Here is a 16509-nt window from a genome sequence, read left to right as displayed (position 1 = left end):
CGCCATGTTCGGGTCGATGTCCTTGAGATCCGTGGTGCGCATGAATGTCCTCCGTGCGTGATGAGTCATTCGGCTGTGCTGTTGACCGGGAGCGGCGGCCGAGGTCAGCTGACTCTGGCGCCGATCACATGCCCGATTCCGAAGACGGCCCCGGCGGCGAGGGCGCCCACGAAGAGCTGCCGGGCGCCGGAGCGCAGCGCGGCCCGGCCGTTGAGCAGGCCGATCACACCGCCCACGGTGAACAGGGCGCTGCCCGCCAGGGCGACGGCGAGGAACAGCGCGGCCGTTCCCGAGAGGAAGAGGAAGGGCAGTACGGCGGCCAGGGCGCCGACGGCGAACGAGGCGAGGCTGGAGAGCGCCGCCGACCACGGCGAACCCAACTCGTCCGGGTCCAGCCCGAGTTCCTCGCGGACCATGGTGTTCAGGGCCGTGTCGTGGTCCCGCATGATGGTCGACGCGACATGCCGGGCGTCGTCCGCGTCCAGTCCCTTGTCCCGGTAGAGCTGGGCGAGTGCCTCCTCCTGCCCGCCCGGGTCCGCGCGCAGCTGGTCGGCCGCGACCGCTATCTCCCGCTCGTAGGCCTCGCGTTGGCTGCGCATGGAGATGTACTCGCCGGCCGCCATGGAGAACGCTCCGGCAAGCAGTCCCGCGACTCCGGCGAACAGCACCGCCGTGCCCGAGACGCCGGATCCGGCGAAGCCCATCACAAGCGCCGTGTTGGAGACCAGGCCGTCGTTGACGCCGAACACGGAGGCACGCAGGGCACCCGAGCGGTCGCCGCGCCGCGATCGCTCGCCACGCTCGGCGGGCTTCCCGGTCTCAGCTTTCACCGTGCGCGCGCGAGCGGCGTACGGCCCGTACGGCCGTTCGGATGACGTCAGCGACATCACAGCACTCCGATCCTCGATGGTGGTTTCCGTATGTACCAACGTGCGGAAAGTGCCGCTGTTTCCCGCTTGGGGTAGATAGTCGAAGATAAGTGTTATCACCATAAAAGATAGAATTCATAAGGATTAGGTAAGCGTGTGACTCCGTCGGCAGGCGTGATGGCATGGGCGGCATGGAGTTGCGGGAACTGCGGGCGTTCGTGGCGGTGGTGGAGGAGGGCGGGATGTCCGCTGCCGCGCGGCGTCTGCATGTGAGCCAGCCCGCGCTGTCCCGGACGATCATGGGGCTGGAGCGGCAGTTGGGCGTGCGGCTGCTGGTGCGCGGGCGCAGCGGGGTGCGCGCCACCGAGGCGGGGACGGCGCTGGTCGGCGAGCCGCCGACACCACTGGCCCCCGACGACACACCCGGCCCGCCGGGACACACCTCGACCGCCGGCGGACACGCCCGGCCCCCCGACAGGCACAGCTGGCCCCCGACGACACGCCTCGCCCGCCGGGACACGGCAGGCCCGCCCACGGACACACCCAGCCCGCCGGGACGGCTGGCGCACCGGCGGACATGGCTTGGGCGTCGGCGGGGATGCGCCCGCGCCCCGTGCGTCAGACGGCCGTGCGGCCGCCGTCGACCGGCAGGATCGCGCCTTGCACGAAGCTCGCCGCGTCGCTCGCCAGCTAGGCGATCGCCTCGGCGATCTCCCGGGCCTCGCCGGGCCGGCCGGCGGGCGCCTGGGCGGCCGGGGCGTGCAGGTCGTCGCCCATGGCGGCCGTGCCCTCGGTGCGGGTCGGGCCGGGCTCGACGGCGTTGACCCGCACGCCCCGCGGGCCGAACTCGGCGGCCCAGGACTTGGTCAGCAGGTTGACCGCCGCCTTGCTCGACCCGTACAGCGCCATGCCCACGACGCCGTACTCGGCGACCATCGTGCTGACGTTGACGATCGCGCCCTGCCCGCGCTCGGCCATGGCCGGTGCGAGCTCGGCGACCAGGTAGAACGGCGCCTTCACGTTCAGGTCGTAGACGGCGTCCACATCGCTGGACGGTGTCTCGGCCGTCGCGCCGAACGGAAAGATGCCGGCGCTGTTGACGAGGATGTCCACGCGGCCGCCGCCCAGCTCGGTGGCCCGCCTGGCCAGCTGCCGTACCGCGTCGGCGTCGCGCAGCTCGGCCGCCAGGAAGTCGGCCTGCCACCGCGGTCCCGAACAGCCGCGACCACCTTCTCGCCGCGCTCCGCGTCCCGTCCCGCGACCAGCACATGGGCGCCCCGTTCGGCGAGCAGAGTCGCGGTCGCGGCGCCGATACCGCTGGTCGCCCCGGTCAGCAGGGCCACGCGTCCGGTCAGATCAACAGATCCCATGAGATGTCCTCAGGTGTGAAAAGTAGGGAGCGAACCGGTCGTCCCGTCGCCTCGTCCGTGAGGTGACGGGAGTCCACAAGCGCCGGCGCCCGCCGCGGATTCCGGTCCGCCGCCCGGCCCCCGGCCCTGGTCAGGTGCGTGAGCGGCTGGCAGGATCGCGCGCATGTCCAAGGTGTTCCCCCGTATCGGCAGGCGCCGCGCGCTCCAGGGCTCGGCCGCCGGCTTCCTCGCGTTCGGCCTGCTGCTGTGGTGGCTGATGCCGCTGGGTGAGAAGCCGCCGACCGGGACGATCACCTTCAGCACGGGGACGCTGCGCGGGGTCTACCAGGAGTACGGCGAGCGGCTGCGCACCGAGTTGGGCAAGGACATGCCGGGCCTGGAGGTGAAACTGGTCCAGAGCGCGGGGTCGTACGAGAACGTGCGGCGGGTGGCGACCGGCCAGGCCGACTTCACCATCGCTGCGGCCGACGCGGTGGAGACGTACGAACTGAACGACGGCCGGGGCGCCGGCCGGATGCGCGGGGTGGCGCGGCTCTACGACGACTACGTCCAGCTTGTCGTGCGGCGCGACTCGGGCATCACCAGCGTCGCGCAGCTGCGGCACAAGCAGGTGGCGATAGGGCTGCCCAACTCGGGTGTACGGCTGATAGCCAACCGGGTGCTCAGGGCCGCCGGGATCGACCCCGCGAAGGACATCACCCCGGCGTCCGACGGCATAGACACCGGCCCGGACCAGCTGCGGCGGGGCGAGATCGACGCGTTCTTCTGGTCGGGCGGACTGCCGACCAAGGGACTGCTGGACCTCGCCAAGAAGTTCAGCTTCACGTTCGTGCCGATAGACGGCAGTCTCGTCACCAAACTCCACTCCGAGGGCGAGGCCGCGCTGTACTACCGGGCGACCAACATGCCCGAGTCGGCGTATCCGTCCGTGCAGCAGGGCATGACGGTGGCGACCATCGCGGTCTCCAACCTCCTCATGACCCGCCAGGACATGGACCCGCGCCTCACCGAGTGGGTGACCCGCACGGTCATCAAGAGCCGCGACGACATCGGCGCCCATGTCCACTCGGCCCAACTGGTGGACCTGCGCACAGCGATCTACACGGACCCACTGCCCCTGCAGGAAGGCGCACGGCGGTACTACCGCTCGGTCAAGCCCTGAAGCGCCCCTTCAGGGGCGCCGGGAACCGCGCGAACAACTCCCAGCCACCCGCACCCGAGCCGCAACCGAACCCGCCCCGCCCCAACCCCTGCCCTGCTTTCACCCGCTCCGCGGCACCGAAACCGCCACCCGCAACCCCCGCGGCTCATGGTGCTCGAACGCGATGGCGCCTCCACCCGCCGCCAGCAACGCCCGAGTGATCGACAACCCCAGCCCCGACCCCTTCACGTTCTGATGCCGCCCGCTCCGCCAGAACCGGTCCCCCACGCGCGCGAGTTCCTCATCGGTCAACCCCGGCCCCGTGTCGGTCACCACGACCGTCGACACGTCACCGGCGGCGGCGACGCCCACCTCCACAGCGCCCCCCTCCGGCGTGAACTTCACCGCGTTGTCGATCACCGCGTCCAGCGCGCTGGACAGCGTGATCGGGTCGGCCCATCCGGTGGTCGGCGGGCACTTCCCGTTCAGCCGGACCCCCTTCGCGGTCGCGGTCGGCGCCCACGCGGCGACCCGCTCCGCTGCCAGCCGCCCGACGTCGGTCAGCATCGGGTCCGCCTCGGCGTGCTCGGCCAGCGCTAGGTCGAGCAGGTCGTCCAGGACCTGGGCGAGCCGCTTGCCCTCGGTGCGGACCGAGGCGATCTCCTCGTTGCCCTCGGGGAGTTCGAGCGCGAGCAGTTCGATGCGCAGCAGCAGCGCGGCCAGCGGGTTGCGCAGCTGGTGGGAGGCGTCGGCGACGAACGCGCGCTGCTGCTCCAGCACGTCCTCGACGTTGTCCGCCATCTCGTTGAACGCCCGGGCCAGCCGTCTGAGTTCCGGCGGACCGCCGGCCGCCGCGACCCGGGACTTGATCCGGCCGCTGGCGATCGCATGGGTGGTGGCGTCGAGCACCCGAACGGGCCGCAGCACCCACCCGGTCAGCCGCAGCGCCGCGCCGACGGCGAGCAGCATCGCGGCGATCTCGCCGGCGCCGATGAACAGCCAGCCGCGCAGGGTGCGCGAGCGCATCGGGCCGGTGGGCGAGTCGGTGACCACCACGGCGACGACATCACCGTCGCGGATCACCGGCGAGGCCACGACGAGCCGGCTGTCCTGCCAGGGCCACACCTGCTGCGGGTCATGGCTGCGCCGGCTGAGCAGCGCCTCGTCGTAGGCCTCACGTACCTCGCCCGTCTTCGGCAGGACCCAGTCGTCGGGCGCGTTGGCCATGGAGGACGCGTTGCGGTAGAAGACGCCCGCGCGAATGCCGTAGACCTCGTAGTAGCTGATGAGTTCACGGCGCAGGGTCTCCTGCCGGTCGTACGTACGCATCGGACGCGCGGTGGTGGGTGCGTCGGTGACGAACTGGGCGAGGGCCGCGAACCGCGCGGTGTCGTCGATCCGGTCCACGACGACCTTCTGCTGCTGGGCGGCGGCCACGCTGGCGGCGAGGGGGACACCGAGCGCGAGCAGGACGGCCGCCAGCAGGACGATGAGCAGCGGGAGGAGACGTGTGCGCACCCGTCCCCGCTACGCGGCCGGGGCGACGAGCCGGTAACCCACGCCGCGCACGGTCTCGATGAGCGCGGGCATGCGCAGCTTCGCGCGCAGGGAGGCGACATGCACCTCCAGGGTGCGGCCGGTGCCCTCCCAACTGGTGCGCCAGACCTCGCTGATGATCTGTTCCCGGCGGAAGACCACACCGGGCCGCTGGGCGAGCAGCGCCAACAGGTCGAACTCCTTGCGGGTGAGCTGGACGACGGTGCCGTCCACGCTGACCTGGCGGGTGGGCAGTTCGATGTGGACCGGGCCGAGCCTGAGCGCGTCGTCGCCGCCGGCCGGGCCGTCCTCGTGGTGGGTGCGCCGGCTGACGGCGTGTATCCGGGCGAGCAGTTCCCCGGTGTCGTACGGCTTCACCACGTAGTCGTCCGCGCCCAGGTTGAGGCCGTGGATGCGGGAGCGGACGTCGGCGCGGGCCGTGACCATGATGACCGGGGTGCTGGTGCGCTTGCGGATCTTGCCGCAGACCTCGTAGCCGTCCTGGTCGGGCAGGCCGAGGTCGAGCAGGACGACGTCGTAGCCGGCGCCCTCGGGGACGAGCGCCTGGAGGGCCTCCTCGCCGCTGCGGGCGTGGGTGACGGAGAAGCCGTGCCGGGCCAGGACCGCGGAGAGTGCGGCGGCGACGTGGTTGTCGTCCTCGACGAGCAGCACTCTCATCCGGCCCCCTCCGGTTCAGCGGTCGTATCGTCCTGGTTCGTTGTCGGCTTGCCTGCGGAAAACCTGCCCCTTGTAGAAAACGCGCGCACGCGCGCGTGCACGATGGAAGTCACGCTGATGGACGATGACGACGTCAAGAGGGATTCGGCGGCGCGCGGGTTCCGTTACCCGGCCGATACGCGCGCAGGCCGCGACTGCTACGACACGTGCCCGAATGCTATCGGATCGTGATGCTCAGATCTCCCTCAGATGTAATGACGCTGGTCATGCGCGGTAACTACATTTCCTCCGAAACCGAGGAGGACGGAGCCCGATAGCGATGACCGAAGTATCGGTGGCCAAGGAAGACATGGCCTCGACCGGCGAACTGGTCGTCCTGAAGAGCGTCAACAAGCACTTCGGCGCGTTGCACGTGCTCCAGGACATCGACCTGACGATCGCCCGCGGCGAGGTCGTCGTGGTGATCGGGCCCTCCGGGTCCGGTAAGTCGACTCTGTGCCGCACCATCAACCGTCTGGAGAGCATCGACTCGGGAACGATCACGATCGACGGCAAGCCGCTGCCTCAGGAGGGCAAGGAGCTGGCCCGGCTGCGCGCCGACGTCGGCATGGTCTTCCAGTCCTTCAATCTCTTCGCGCACAAGACGGTGCTCGAGAACGTGATGCTCGGGCAGGTGAAGGTCCGCAAGGCGGACAAGAAGCAGGCCGAGGAGAAGGCCCGCGTCCTGCTCGAACGGGTCGGCGTGGGCAGCCAGGCCGACAAGTACCCCGCGCAGCTCTCGGGCGGCCAGCAGCAGCGCGTCGCGATCGCGCGGGCGCTGGCGATGGACCCGAAGGTCATGCTCTTCGACGAGCCGACCTCGGCCCTCGACCCCGAGATGATCAACGAGGTCCTGGAGGTCATGCAGCAGCTGGCCCGGGACGGCATGACGATGATCGTCGTCACCCACGAGATGGGCTTCGCCCGGTCGGCCGCGAACCGCGTGGTCTTCATGGCCGACGGCCGGATCGTCGAACAGGCGGCGCCCGACCAGTTCTTCAGCAACCCGCGCAGCGACCGGGCCAAGGACTTCCTGTCGAAGATCCTGCACCACTGATCCGCACGGCGCTCGGGCCGACCTGACCCCCGCCCCGCACGGGCCTCGTCTTTCACCACTCAAAGGATGTTCATCATGCAGCTCCGCAAGGTCACCGCCGCCTCGGCCGCCGTACTCGCCCTCGCCCTGTCCGCCACGGCGTGCGGCAGCAGCGACAAGAACGGCGACAGCGGTTCGGCGGGCGGCGGCAAGGTCAAGATCGGCATCAAGTACGACCAGCCCGGTCTCGGCCTCCAGGAGCCCGACGGCTCCTTCTCGGGCTTCGATGTGGACGTGGCCACGTACGTCGCCGGACAGCTCGGTTACAAGCCCAACCAGATCGAGTTCGTGCAGACCAAGAGCGCCGACCGCGAGAACGCCCTCGCGCGCGGTGACGTGAAGTTCATCGCGGCCACCTACTCGATCACCGACGAGCGCAAGCAGAAGGTGGACTTCGCCGGCCCGTACCTGCTGGCCCACCAGGACCTGCTGGTCAAGAAGGACTCGAACATCGCCAAGGGCACTGACCTCAACGGCAAGAACCTGTGTTCTGTAACGGGTTCGACCTCGGCGCAGAACGTCCAGAAGACGATCGCCCCGAAGGCCAACCTCAAGGAGGTCGGCACCTACTCGGAGTGCATCGCCGGCCTCCAGAGCGGTGCCGTCGACGCCGTGACCACGGACGACTCGATCCTCGCGGGCTTCGCCGCGCAGGACAAGTACAAGGGCCAGTTCAAGCTCGCCGGTCTGAAGCTGAGCAACGAGAACTACGGCGTCGGCGTCAAGAAGGGCGACTCCGCGACCCTCGACAAGATCAACAAGGCGCTGGAGAAGATGGTCAGCGACGGCTCCTGGCAGAAGGCCGTCGACGCGAACTTCGGCCCGGCGAGCTACAAGAACGAGCCCGCCCCGAAGACCGGAGTGATCGTCAAGTAAGGCGCGGTTCCGCGGCCCGCGGATCCGCCGACGCAGGGACCCGGCAGGTCGCACGGTTCCCAGGGCGCGCCGCCGCCACCGCTTCCCCTGGCGGCGGTGCGCCATGCCCTCCACCTACGCCACACACCCGGAAGCGCGGGATATCGTGTTCGACTTTCTTCAAGGCTACGACGTCCTAGGGGCGTTCTGGACGACGGTGCAACTGAGCGTCTTCTCCGCCGTCGGCTCCCTGGTCTGGGGCACCCTGCTGGCCGCGATGCGGGTCAGCCCCGTCCCGCTGATGCGCGGGTTCGGCACGGCCTACGTCAACATCGTCCGGAACATCCCCCTGACGGTCATCGTCATCTTCACCTCGCTCGGCCTCGCCGACATCTTCGGCGTCACCCTGGGCGCCCATGACTTCAAGATCCAGGGCTTCAGGCTGGCCGTGCTCGGTCTCATCGCCTACACCGCGGCCTTCGTCTGCGAGGCGATCCGCTCCGGCATCAACACCGTGCCCGTCGGCCAGGCCGAGGCGGCCCGCGCGATCGGGCTGAACTTCTCGCAGACCCTGCGGCTGATCGTGCTGCCGCAGGCCTTCCGCGCGGTGATCGGCCCGCTGGCCAACGTCCTGATCGCCCTGACCAAGAACACCACCGTGGCGGCCGCGATCAGCGTCGCCGAGGCCGCCGCCCTGATGAAGACGATGATCGAGAACGAGGCCCAGACGGTGGCCATCGGAGCCGTCTTCGCCTTCGGCTTCGTGGTCCTGACCCTCCCGACCGGCCTGTTCCTGGGCTGGCTCGCCAAGCGCCTGGCGGTGAAGCGATGAGTTCGGTTCTGTACGACGCCCCCGGGCCCCGCGCCAAGCGGCGCAACGTCCTGCTGTCCGTCGTCTTCGTCCTGCTCCTCGCTCTCCTGCTCTGGTGGGTCTGGCAGAAGATGGACGACAAGGGCCAGCTCAAGTGGTCCCTGTGGCAGCCGTTCACCACCTCCGAGGCGTGGACCACGTATCTGCTGCCCGGCCTCGGCAACACCCTCAAGGCCGCGGCCCTCGCCATGGTCATCGCCCTTCCGCTGGGCGCGGTCTTCGGCATAGCCCGGATGTCCGACCACGCCTGGATACGCGTCCCGGCCGGCGCCGTCGTGGAGTTCTTCCGCGCGATCCCGGTCCTGCTGCTGATGCTGTTCGCCATGGAGTTCTACGTCCGCTCCACCGGCATCGGCAGCGCCGAACGGCCGCTGTACGCGGTCGTCACCGGCCTGGTGCTCTACAACGCCTCGGTGCTCGCCGAGGTCGTACGGGCCGGTGTCCTGGCCCTGCCGAAGGGGCAGACGGAGGCGGCGTACGCGGTCGGCCTGCGCAAGGGGCAGACCATGACGAGCATCCTGCTGCCGCAGGCCGTCACCGTGATGCTGCCCGCCATCGTCAGCCAGCTGGTGGTGATCGTGAAGGACACCGCGCTGGGCGGTGTGATGCTCCAGTTCACCGATCTGCTCAACGCCCGCGGCACACTGGCCGCCAACTACGCCAACGTCATCCCCAGCTTCATCGTCGTGGCGATCATCTTCATCCTGCTGAACCTGGTCCTCACCACGTTCGCCTCCTGGCTGGAGCGCCGGTTGCGGCGCAGCAAGCGCGGCACGGGCGCGGTCCTCGGCGCCGAGGACGTCAACGAACTGAACGGGGCCGAGATCGCGGGCACCTTCGCGACAGGGGCGGGCGGAGCCAACCCCTGACACCGGGTCAACTCATGCAACAGACAGGGAGGCAGTGGCCGTACGGCCGCTGCCTCCGCCGTTTTCCCCTGCGTCACCGCGTCCGCGCGCCCGCCATGCTGACGTGTCCCCGGGTGCGCCGCTTGACCGGGTGGCGCCCAGTCGGTTGCATACGTTCTGTGATCGTGCACCCTGCTCCAACATCCTGTTCATCCGTGTCCGCCGGGACTTGCGTACGGGCGGGGGGCGCCGCGCCGTGGACCCGGTGATCATCGTCGGAGCGGGGCCCGTCGGGCTCACGCTCGCCCTGGCGCTGGCGCGTCAGGAGGTGCCGACCGTGGTCCTGGACGAGGGCCCTGGCAAGGACGAGCCGCGGCCGGCGCGCACGGTGGTGCTGCGTGAGGACACCGCCGCCCTGCTGGCCCGGCTGTCCGGTGCCCCGCTCGACGAGCTGGGCACCCGCTGGACCGGCTGGCGCTCGATGCGCCGCAAGCAGGTGATGCGCGAGGTCGTCTTCGACGACGCCGGCGAACCCTCCCCGCTGCACATCGCCCAGCACACGCTCACGAACGCCCTGCGCGCCGCGATCGCCGACCAGCCGCTGATCAGGGTCGCCACGGACAGCCGTCTGGACACCGTCGAGCAGGAACGCTCCGGCGTCACCGCGCACACCCGTGGCCCCAAGGGCACCTGGTGGCGCGGCAGTTACCTGGTGGGCTGCGACGGCCCCCGCTCGACGGTGCGCAAGCTCCTGGACATCCGCTTCCCGGGCCGTACGGCGGTCGAGCGGCACGCGGTCGCCGCGCTGCGCGCGGAACTTCCCTGGCCCGGTCAGGCGTTGCTCCATCGGACACCGCCGTGGCGGATGTCCGGGCCCTCGGCCGGGGAGGTGACCGCCCGCCCCCTCCCGGACGGCGTGTGGCGCCTGGACTGGATGCTGCCGCCCGGCAAGGACCTGGTCACGCCCGAGCTCCTGGTGAACCGGATCCGCGAGACCCTCGCGGGCTGGTCGGACGGCACGGCACCGCCGTACGACCTGCTCGACACCGGAGTGCACACGGTCCACCACCGCCTCGCCCGCCGGTGGCGGGTGCGCCGGGTGTTCGTCGCAGGGGACGCGGCGCATCTCCTCGGCGCGTTCGGCACGCACGGCCTGGAGGAGGGTCTGCGGGACGTGGACAACCTCGCCTGGAAGCTGGCCCCGGCCTGGCACCACGGCCCGCACGAGGCGCTGCTGGACAGCTACCAGACCGAGCGGCGGGGGGTGGTCGCCGCCCGCCTGCGCGCCGCCGACCAGATGCTGCCGGTGCTGCGCGGCGGTGGCGGGCTGCGCGGGATCGTGCCCGGCGCGGCCCGGGGGCACGATGTGCTCCTCACCGACGGTCACCTGGGGCACGGCCCGCTCGGTGCGCCGGGGGCGTACGCCGACTCGCCGCTCGCGCCCCGGCAACTGGAGCACGAGATCCCGGTCGACACCCCGCCGGGGGCGCAGGTCACCGACGTCCGGGTCACCGCGGAGGACGGCACCTTCGTGCAGCTGCGCTCCCGGCTCGGCCGCGGCGCGCTGCTCGTCGTACTCATCGCGCCCGGTACGGGCGTGTGGGCGCGCAAGCACTGGGTCTCCGCGGGGATCATGCCCCGCCTCGCCGCGGCCGTGACCGCGCTGCCGCACCCCGCCGAACTGCTGGTCGCCGAGGCCTACCCGGGCGCGCCGGCGCACACCGTGCTGCTCGTGCGCCCCGACGGCCATCTGGTCACCGCCCTCAGCGGGGTCCGCCCGGCCGATCTGTACGCCGCCGCCGAGGCGACGCTGGGCGGCAAGGACACGGAGAGGACGGAGGCGGAGGCACAGGCCGGTTCCAGCGGGCGGTGACCGCGCGGTCCACATGCTGACAGTGAGTTGACCGGTCTGCACCGACATGGTGTACTCCGCAACGTGAAGGACACCATTGTGCGCCTGTGGCGGAAGGTCCATGTCGACCTGGTCCGCTATGCGGGCTGCGTGTGTCTTCCATCCTGCTGATTTCGCTTGTCTCCTTCCTTCTTCCGGGGCGCCGTCTGCGCCCCCTTCGGCGAACCTTCATCAGGAACGGTGCACGTGTCTGCCTCTCTCTCCAACCCGTCCTCCCCCGTCTCACCGTCCGCCTCCGCGCCGGGCGCCGCGCCCACCCAGTCGGACCTTCTCGACTTCGTCCGGCGTGCGGCCGCCGACACCGAGCTGATCTCCTCGCTCCCGCTCGACCCCGAGGGCCGCACCTGGGTACGGCTCGACGGCCCCGGCGGCAGCGAGGCCTGGCTGATCGGCTGGCCGCCCGGCAGCGGCACCGGCTGGCACGACCACGCCGAGTCGGTCGGTGCCTTCCTCACCGCCGCCGGTGAGCTGCGGGAGCACTCGCTCGCCACCCGGCTGCCCACCGACGGCTGGAAGACCCTGGAGCTCTCCGAGGACGTCGACCGCGAGCGCCGGCTGCCCGCCGGAAAGGGCCGCTCCTTCGGCCGCGACCACGTGCACGAGGTGCTCAACGAGTCCACCGAGCGCCATGCGATCTCCGTCCACGCCTACTACCCGCCGCTGCCGCGGATCCGCCGCTACAGCCGCAGCGGACCGGTGCTGCGCCTGGAGCAGGTCGAGCGCCCGGAGGACTGGCAGTGAGCGGCCCCGGACAACAGCCGATGGGTATCGACCAGTTGTTGGAGCGGGTGCGTGCCGGCTACCGGCGCGTGGCGGCGCAGGAGGCGTACGAGGCGGCGCGGACCGGAGACGCCCTGCTGGTTGACATCCGGTACGCGGCGCTGCGCGAGCAGGACGGGGTGATCCCGGGCGCCCTCGTCATCGAGCGCAACGAGCTGGAGTGGCGCCTGGACCCCCAGGGCAGCCACAAGACCCGCGAGGCCACCGGCCACGACCTCCAGGTCGTCGTGATCTGCAACGAGGGCTACGCCTCCAGCCTGGCCGCCGCCTCCCTGCACCAGCTGGGCCTGCACCGGGCGACGGACCTGATCGGCGGCTTCCAGGCATGGAAGTCGGCGGGACTGCCGGTCACACCCTGACGACGCGGATCCCGGTCCTACGCCGTCATCACCGCCGCCAACCGTCAGATCTGCCCGTCCGTCAGAAGTCCCCGCCCTCAAGGAAATCCGTGTCCTCGCCCTCCTCCTCCAGGGCTCGCCGGACGACCCTGAGGGCCATGCCCTCGGGGTATCCCTTGCGGGCGAGCATGCCGGCGAGGCGGCGGATGCGCTTGTCCCGGTCGAGGCCCCGGGTGGAGCGGAGCTTGCGGGCGACGAGTTCGCGGGCCGTCTCCTCCTCCTGCTCGGAGTCGAGCCGGGCGACGGCCTCGTCGATGAGCGCCGTGTCGACGCCCTTGGTCCGCAGTTCCTGGGCGAGCGCGCGCCGGGCCAGCCCCCGGCCGTGATGCCGGGACTCCACCCACGCGTCCGCGAACGCGCTGTCGTTGATCAGCCCGACCTCCTCGAACCGCGACAGCACCTCCTCGGCGATGTCCTCCGGGATCTCCCGCTTGCGCAGGGCGTCCGCGAGCTGTTTCCGGGTGCGTGGGGTCCCGGTGAGCAGGCGCAGACAGATCGCCCGCGCCCGCTCAGCCGGGTCCGCTGGGGGCTCCCCCTGCTCGGCCCTCGACAAGGAGGAGGAACCCCCGTCCTCACCGGACGGCTCCCCGAAGCCACGCCGACGGCGCGCCCCGGGCTTCCGCGAGCCACGGCCGGGTGATCCGTGCCCGCGGGGCCCGTCCGGGCCGTCGTGCATGCCGTTCTCGTGCGTGCCGTTCTCGTGCGTGCCGTTCTCGTGCGTGCCGTTCTCGGGCGTGCCGTTCTCGGGCGTGCCGTTCTCGGGCGTGCCGTTCTCGGGCGTGCCGTTCTCGGGCGTGCCGTTCTCGGGCGTGCCGTTCTCGTAGGCGCCGTACGAGTCGGGCGGGCCGTCGTCCTCGTACGAGCCGCCACGCCCGTATGAGCCATCGCTCCCCCGTGTCGTACCCCCGGCCCGGCGTCGGCGCGCCGCCGGGCGCCCCTCGCCGTCGCCCCCGTACCTGTCGCCGCCCGTGCCATGGGCCTCGGCACCGCCCCCGGCGGAGCCCGAGTCGTCCCTGGTGCCCTTCCCCCACGGGGTACCGGAGGACGTGTACTCGTGATCGGCCCAGTCGGTTCGTCGTGTCACGGCGTCAGCTCTTGGCGGTGGCGGCCTTGGGCTTGGTGACCTTGGCGGCGGCCGGGGCGGGCACCGTCTTCGCCGGGTCGTCCGTGGTCGCGGTGGTGACCGCCGCGTCCTTGCCCGGCTCTGCGGCGGGCTCCTCCGGGCGGACACCGACGCCCAGCTTCTCCTTGATCTTCTTCTCGATCTCGTTGGCCAGGTCGGGGTTGTCCTTGAGGAAGTTGCGCGCGTTCTCCTTGCCCTGGCCGAGCTGGTCGCCCTCGTAGGTGTACCAGGCACCGGCCTTGCGGACGAAGCCGTTCTCCACGCCCATGTCGATCAGGCCGCCCTCACGGCTGATGCCCTGGCCGTAGAGGATGTCGAACTCGGCCTGCTTGAAGGGGGGCGCGACCTTGTTCTTGACGACCTTGACGCGGGTGCGGTTGCCAACCGCGTCGGTGCCGTCCTTCAGCGTCTCGATGCGGCGGATGTCGAGCCGCACCGAGGCGTAGAACTTCAGCGCCCGGCCACCGGTCGTGGTCTCCGGGGAGCCGAACATCACGCCGATCTTCTCGCGGAGCTGGTTAATGAAGATCGCGGTGGTCTTGGACTGGTTGAGCGCGCTGGTGATCTTCCGCAGCGCCTGGCTCATCAGCCGGGCCTGCAGACCGACGTGGCTGTCGCCCATCTCGCCCTCGATCTCCGCGCGCGGGACGAGCGCGGCGACGGAGTCGATGACGATGAGGTCGAGCGCGCCGGAGCGGACCAGCATGTCCACGATCTCCAGGGCCTGCTCGCCGTTGTCCGGCTGGGACAGGATCAGGTTGTCGATGTCGACGCCGAGCTTCTGCGCGTAATCGGGGTCGAGGGCGTGCTCCGCGTCCACGAACGCGACCTGACCGCCGGCCTTCTGCGCGTTCGCCACCGCGTGCAGGGTCAGGGTCGTCTTACCGGAGGACTCCGGTCCGTAGATCTCCACCACGCGGCCGCGCGGGAGGCCGCCGACGCCGAGGGCCACGTCGAGCGCGGTCGACCCGGTCGAGATGACCTCGATGGGCTCCTTCGTCCGGTCGCCCATGCGCATGACCGCGCCCTTGCCGAATTGCCGTTCAATCTGTGCGAGCGCGGCGTCGAGCGCCTTCTCGCGGTCGGTTCCTGCCATGGGTTCCACCCGGTTTGCTTGAGTCGTTCGCTTCACGTCAAAGACGCTAACGCCTGCCACTGACAATGCGCCCCGACGCCGGTCCGGCCTGTGGATAACTCGGGCACTTCTCCGCCGAAACCATGTCGAACTGCCACCGGAGTCCCCGTCGAGAACCTCGCCGGAGCCTCCATCAGAATGGATGTTCGATTTTTGTGTCAAGCGCACCACACGGTGCTCCCATACTTCCCCGCACGGCACTCACCCACCGCACACCGACGGCTTCCGGGCGGTATCCGGGCGGTGCGGCGCGTGGGGACGGAGCCCGCGACGTGGCGCGCAGCATACGGCGACGGGGCGAGCGAGACGGAAGCGCACCGAGCATGACGAGCGGGCGCGCACGGCGCATGAGCGGGAGCGCGAAGGCGCGGAAGTCATCGCGGGTGGGCCGGCCCGCCGTAGCAATCCGCACTGTCTGGCGAGGGTTCATCCGATCGCGAGTTTCCGCATGTCCACTCCCCTCGTGCCGCGATGCTCGAAGAGGCGGCCGGTGAGCGGCGCCGCCCCTGTGTGCCGTGGGTGGGAGAGCGCATGACACGTGAGACGGGACGACGCGGCCTGGACGAGCAGGCCGTGCTGCTGGCGGCAGGGCTGGCCGATCTGGCCGTGAGCACCCTTGGCACCGCCGTCGGTACGGTACGAGGCCTGCTGCGCCGCTCGGACGCCGGCGCACTGGCGGCGGAAGCCGAGCACGACCTCACCGCGCGGGGACGCCTGGCCCTGGACCGGTACGCGACCGTCCCCCCGGCCCATCTGGAGATCCTCGCCCGGCACGCCCTCGCGCGGCGGACCGCCTGCGATGACTGACCAGTGGGATCCGATCGCCTTCAAGATCCGCGTCGACGAGGTACTGCGCCGGTTCGCCGCCCAGGAGGCCGACCTGTTCGCGGCGATCGATCCGCTCCTGGGTCCGGTGGCCGAGCAACTGGAGGCAGCGGTCGCCGACGGCAAACGGCTGCGGGCGGCGTTCTGTTACTGGGGGTGGCGTGCCGTGGGGCAGCCGGACAGCGACGCGCTGGTGCGGGCGGCGGCCGCCATGGAGCTGGTGCACGCCGCCGCCGTCGTGCACGACGACCTCATCGACGACAGCCCGCTGCGGCACGGGCGCTCCACGGCACACGTCGCACTGCGTACCGCCGTATCGGCTCACCCGTGCGCCGACGGCACCGCGCGGTCGCTGGCGATGCTCGTGGGTGATCTGCTGATGTCGCTGGCCGGGCAGCTGTTCGCGACCTGCGGTCTGCCCGCCGCCTATCTCGCCCGGGCCCGCCCCCTGTGGTCGCTGCTGGCCCGGGAGCTGATCGCGGGCGAGTGCCTGGAGATCCTGCGCACGGGGACCGGTCCGGACACCACGGCCTCGCTGAAGGTGATCCGCTACAAGACCGCCAAGTACACCGTCGAGCAGCCCTTGTTGATCGGCGGCGCCCTGGCCGGAGCCGGCGAGCGGCTGCGGCAGGGGTACTCCTCGTACGGGCTCCCGCTGGGAGAGGCGTTCCAGCTGCGCGACGACCTGCTCGGCCTGTTCGGGGAGCCGGAGCACACCGGCAAGGCCAACACTGACGACGTCCGCGGCCACCGGCCCACGGCCCTGCTCGCCGAGACCTGGCGGCTCGCCCATGACGACGACCGTGAGCGGCTCGGCGCGTTGCTCGGCAGGCGCGATCTGGGCGCGGAGGGCCTGGACGCGGTCCGCGAGGTGATGTGCCGGCTCGGAGCGCCCGACCGGGTCGAGGACATGATCGGCGCGCGGGTCACGGAAGCGCTCGACGCCCTCCACGGACTGGACGTGCCGGCCCCTGCCGTCGGCGCCCTGACCACGCTGGCCCACTCGGCGGCGGTCCGCCGGTCCTGACACCAC

Annotated in this window: 17 protein-coding genes and 1 pseudogene; 12 read left to right on the top strand and 6 right to left on the bottom strand. The window is 70.9% G+C overall.

What is annotated here, in order from left to right; all coding sequences use genetic code 11:
* Positions 1 to 104: 104 nt before the first annotated feature.
* Positions 105 to 887 carry a VIT1/CCC1 transporter family protein gene (locus tag ABZ396_RS15510; protein ID WP_358920137.1) on the bottom strand — a complete coding sequence of 261 codons (783 nt, stop codon included), beginning with the start codon at positions 885 to 887 and terminating at the stop codon, positions 105 to 107.
* A 164-nt stretch (positions 888 to 1051) separates the two neighbouring features.
* Here ABZ396_RS15510 and ABZ396_RS15505 point away from each other — a divergent pair, with 164 nt between their 5' ends.
* Positions 1052 to 1693 carry a LysR family transcriptional regulator gene (locus ABZ396_RS15505; RefSeq protein ID WP_358920135.1) on the top strand — a complete coding sequence of 214 codons (642 nt, stop codon included), beginning with the start codon at positions 1052 to 1054 and terminating at the stop codon, positions 1691 to 1693.
* Here the strand turns inward: ABZ396_RS15505 and ABZ396_RS15500 are convergent.
* Positions 1623 to 2239, bottom strand: a pseudogene (locus tag ABZ396_RS15500) (SDR family oxidoreductase); the annotation flags it as partial. The gene ABZ396_RS15505 and the pseudogene ABZ396_RS15500 overlap by 71 nt on opposite strands.
* 163 nt (positions 2240 to 2402) lie before the next feature.
* On the opposite strand from ABZ396_RS15500, the gene ABZ396_RS15495 reads away from it, so the two are divergent.
* Entirely contained in the window at positions 2403 to 3401 is a 999-nt protein-coding gene (locus ABZ396_RS15495) for a TAXI family TRAP transporter solute-binding subunit (protein WP_358920133.1), read from the top strand.
* 99 nt (positions 3402 to 3500) lie between these two features.
* On the opposite strand, the gene ABZ396_RS15490 is transcribed toward ABZ396_RS15495, so the two are convergent.
* The gene (locus tag ABZ396_RS15490; RefSeq protein ID WP_358920131.1) at positions 3501 to 4898 is read right to left on the bottom strand and encodes a HAMP domain-containing sensor histidine kinase; all 1398 of its coding nucleotides are present in this window, start codon (positions 4896 to 4898) and stop codon (positions 3501 to 3503) included.
* A gap of 9 nt (positions 4899 to 4907) precedes the next feature.
* Positions 4908 to 5594 (bottom strand): response regulator transcription factor, encoded by a 687-nt coding sequence (locus tag ABZ396_RS15485; protein WP_358920129.1) that lies wholly within the window; start codon positions 5592 to 5594, stop codon positions 4908 to 4910.
* A 319-nt stretch (positions 5595 to 5913) separates the two neighbouring features.
* Here ABZ396_RS15485 and ABZ396_RS15480 point away from each other — a divergent pair, with 319 nt between their 5' ends.
* From ABZ396_RS15480 to ABZ396_RS15445, 8 genes are all read left to right on the top strand, one after another.
* Positions 5914 to 6690 carry an amino acid ABC transporter ATP-binding protein gene (locus tag ABZ396_RS15480; RefSeq protein WP_358920128.1) on the top strand — a complete coding sequence of 259 codons (777 nt, stop codon included), beginning with the start codon at positions 5914 to 5916 and terminating at the stop codon, positions 6688 to 6690.
* Positions 6691 to 6765: 75 nt separating this feature from the next.
* On the top strand, positions 6766 to 7605 hold the full coding sequence (locus ABZ396_RS15475; protein ID WP_358920126.1) for a glutamate ABC transporter substrate-binding protein: 840 nt from the start codon (positions 6766 to 6768) through the stop codon (positions 7603 to 7605).
* A 145-nt stretch (positions 7606 to 7750) separates the two neighbouring features.
* Positions 7751 to 8416 carry an amino acid ABC transporter permease gene (locus tag ABZ396_RS15470; protein ID WP_358920227.1) on the top strand — a complete coding sequence of 222 codons (666 nt, stop codon included), beginning with the start codon at positions 7751 to 7753 and terminating at the stop codon, positions 8414 to 8416.
* Positions 8413 to 9324 carry an amino acid ABC transporter permease gene (locus tag ABZ396_RS15465; RefSeq protein WP_358920124.1) on the top strand — a complete coding sequence of 304 codons (912 nt, stop codon included), beginning with the start codon at positions 8413 to 8415 and terminating at the stop codon, positions 9322 to 9324. The genes ABZ396_RS15470 and ABZ396_RS15465 overlap by 4 nt, the downstream gene beginning before the upstream one ends.
* Before the next feature lie 235 nt (positions 9325 to 9559).
* Complete coding sequence (locus tag ABZ396_RS15460) at positions 9560 to 11176, top strand: FAD-dependent monooxygenase (RefSeq protein ID WP_358920122.1); 1617 nt, start codon at positions 9560 to 9562, stop codon at positions 11174 to 11176.
* 63 nt (positions 11177 to 11239) lie between these two features.
* The gene (locus ABZ396_RS15455) at positions 11240 to 11326 is read left to right on the top strand and encodes a putative leader peptide (protein ID WP_358920226.1); all 87 of its coding nucleotides are present in this window, start codon (positions 11240 to 11242) and stop codon (positions 11324 to 11326) included.
* Between the two features lie 75 nt (positions 11327 to 11401).
* Positions 11402 to 11956, top strand: coding sequence for a cysteine dioxygenase (locus tag ABZ396_RS15450; RefSeq protein WP_358920120.1), 555 nt, complete (start codon positions 11402 to 11404; stop codon positions 11954 to 11956).
* A 20-nt stretch (positions 11957 to 11976) separates the two neighbouring features.
* Positions 11977 to 12354 (top strand): rhodanese-like domain-containing protein, encoded by a 378-nt coding sequence (locus ABZ396_RS15445; protein ID WP_358920224.1) that lies wholly within the window; start codon positions 11977 to 11979, stop codon positions 12352 to 12354.
* A gap of 61 nt (positions 12355 to 12415) precedes the next feature.
* Here ABZ396_RS15445 and recX read toward each other — a convergent pair whose 3' ends face one another.
* Positions 12416 to 13477, bottom strand: coding sequence for a recombination regulator RecX (gene recX / locus ABZ396_RS15440; RefSeq protein WP_358920118.1), 1062 nt, complete (start codon positions 13475 to 13477; stop codon positions 12416 to 12418).
* A 4-nt stretch (positions 13478 to 13481) separates the two neighbouring features.
* Positions 13482 to 14612, bottom strand: a complete 1131-nt coding sequence (gene recA / locus ABZ396_RS15435) for a recombinase RecA (protein WP_358920116.1) — start codon at positions 14610 to 14612, stop codon at positions 13482 to 13484.
* Positions 14613 to 15182: 570 nt separating this feature from the next.
* Between recA and ABZ396_RS15430 the strand changes: the two genes are divergently transcribed.
* The gene (locus ABZ396_RS15430) at positions 15183 to 15458 is read left to right on the top strand and encodes a polyprenyl synthetase (protein ID WP_358920115.1); all 276 of its coding nucleotides are present in this window, start codon (positions 15183 to 15185) and stop codon (positions 15456 to 15458) included.
* Positions 15451 to 16503, top strand: coding sequence for a polyprenyl synthetase family protein (locus ABZ396_RS15425; RefSeq protein ID WP_358920113.1), 1053 nt, complete (start codon positions 15451 to 15453; stop codon positions 16501 to 16503). The genes ABZ396_RS15430 and ABZ396_RS15425 overlap by 8 nt, the downstream gene beginning before the upstream one ends.
* The last annotated feature ends 6 nt before the right edge of the window (positions 16504 to 16509 follow it).

This window comes from Streptomyces sp. NPDC005866, assembly GCF_040629895.1.
Lineage (GTDB): Bacteria > Actinomycetota > Actinomycetes > Streptomycetales > Streptomycetaceae > Streptomyces.
Note: the sequence above shows the minus strand (reverse complement) of the source record. Positions and strands in the feature narration are given on the sequence as shown.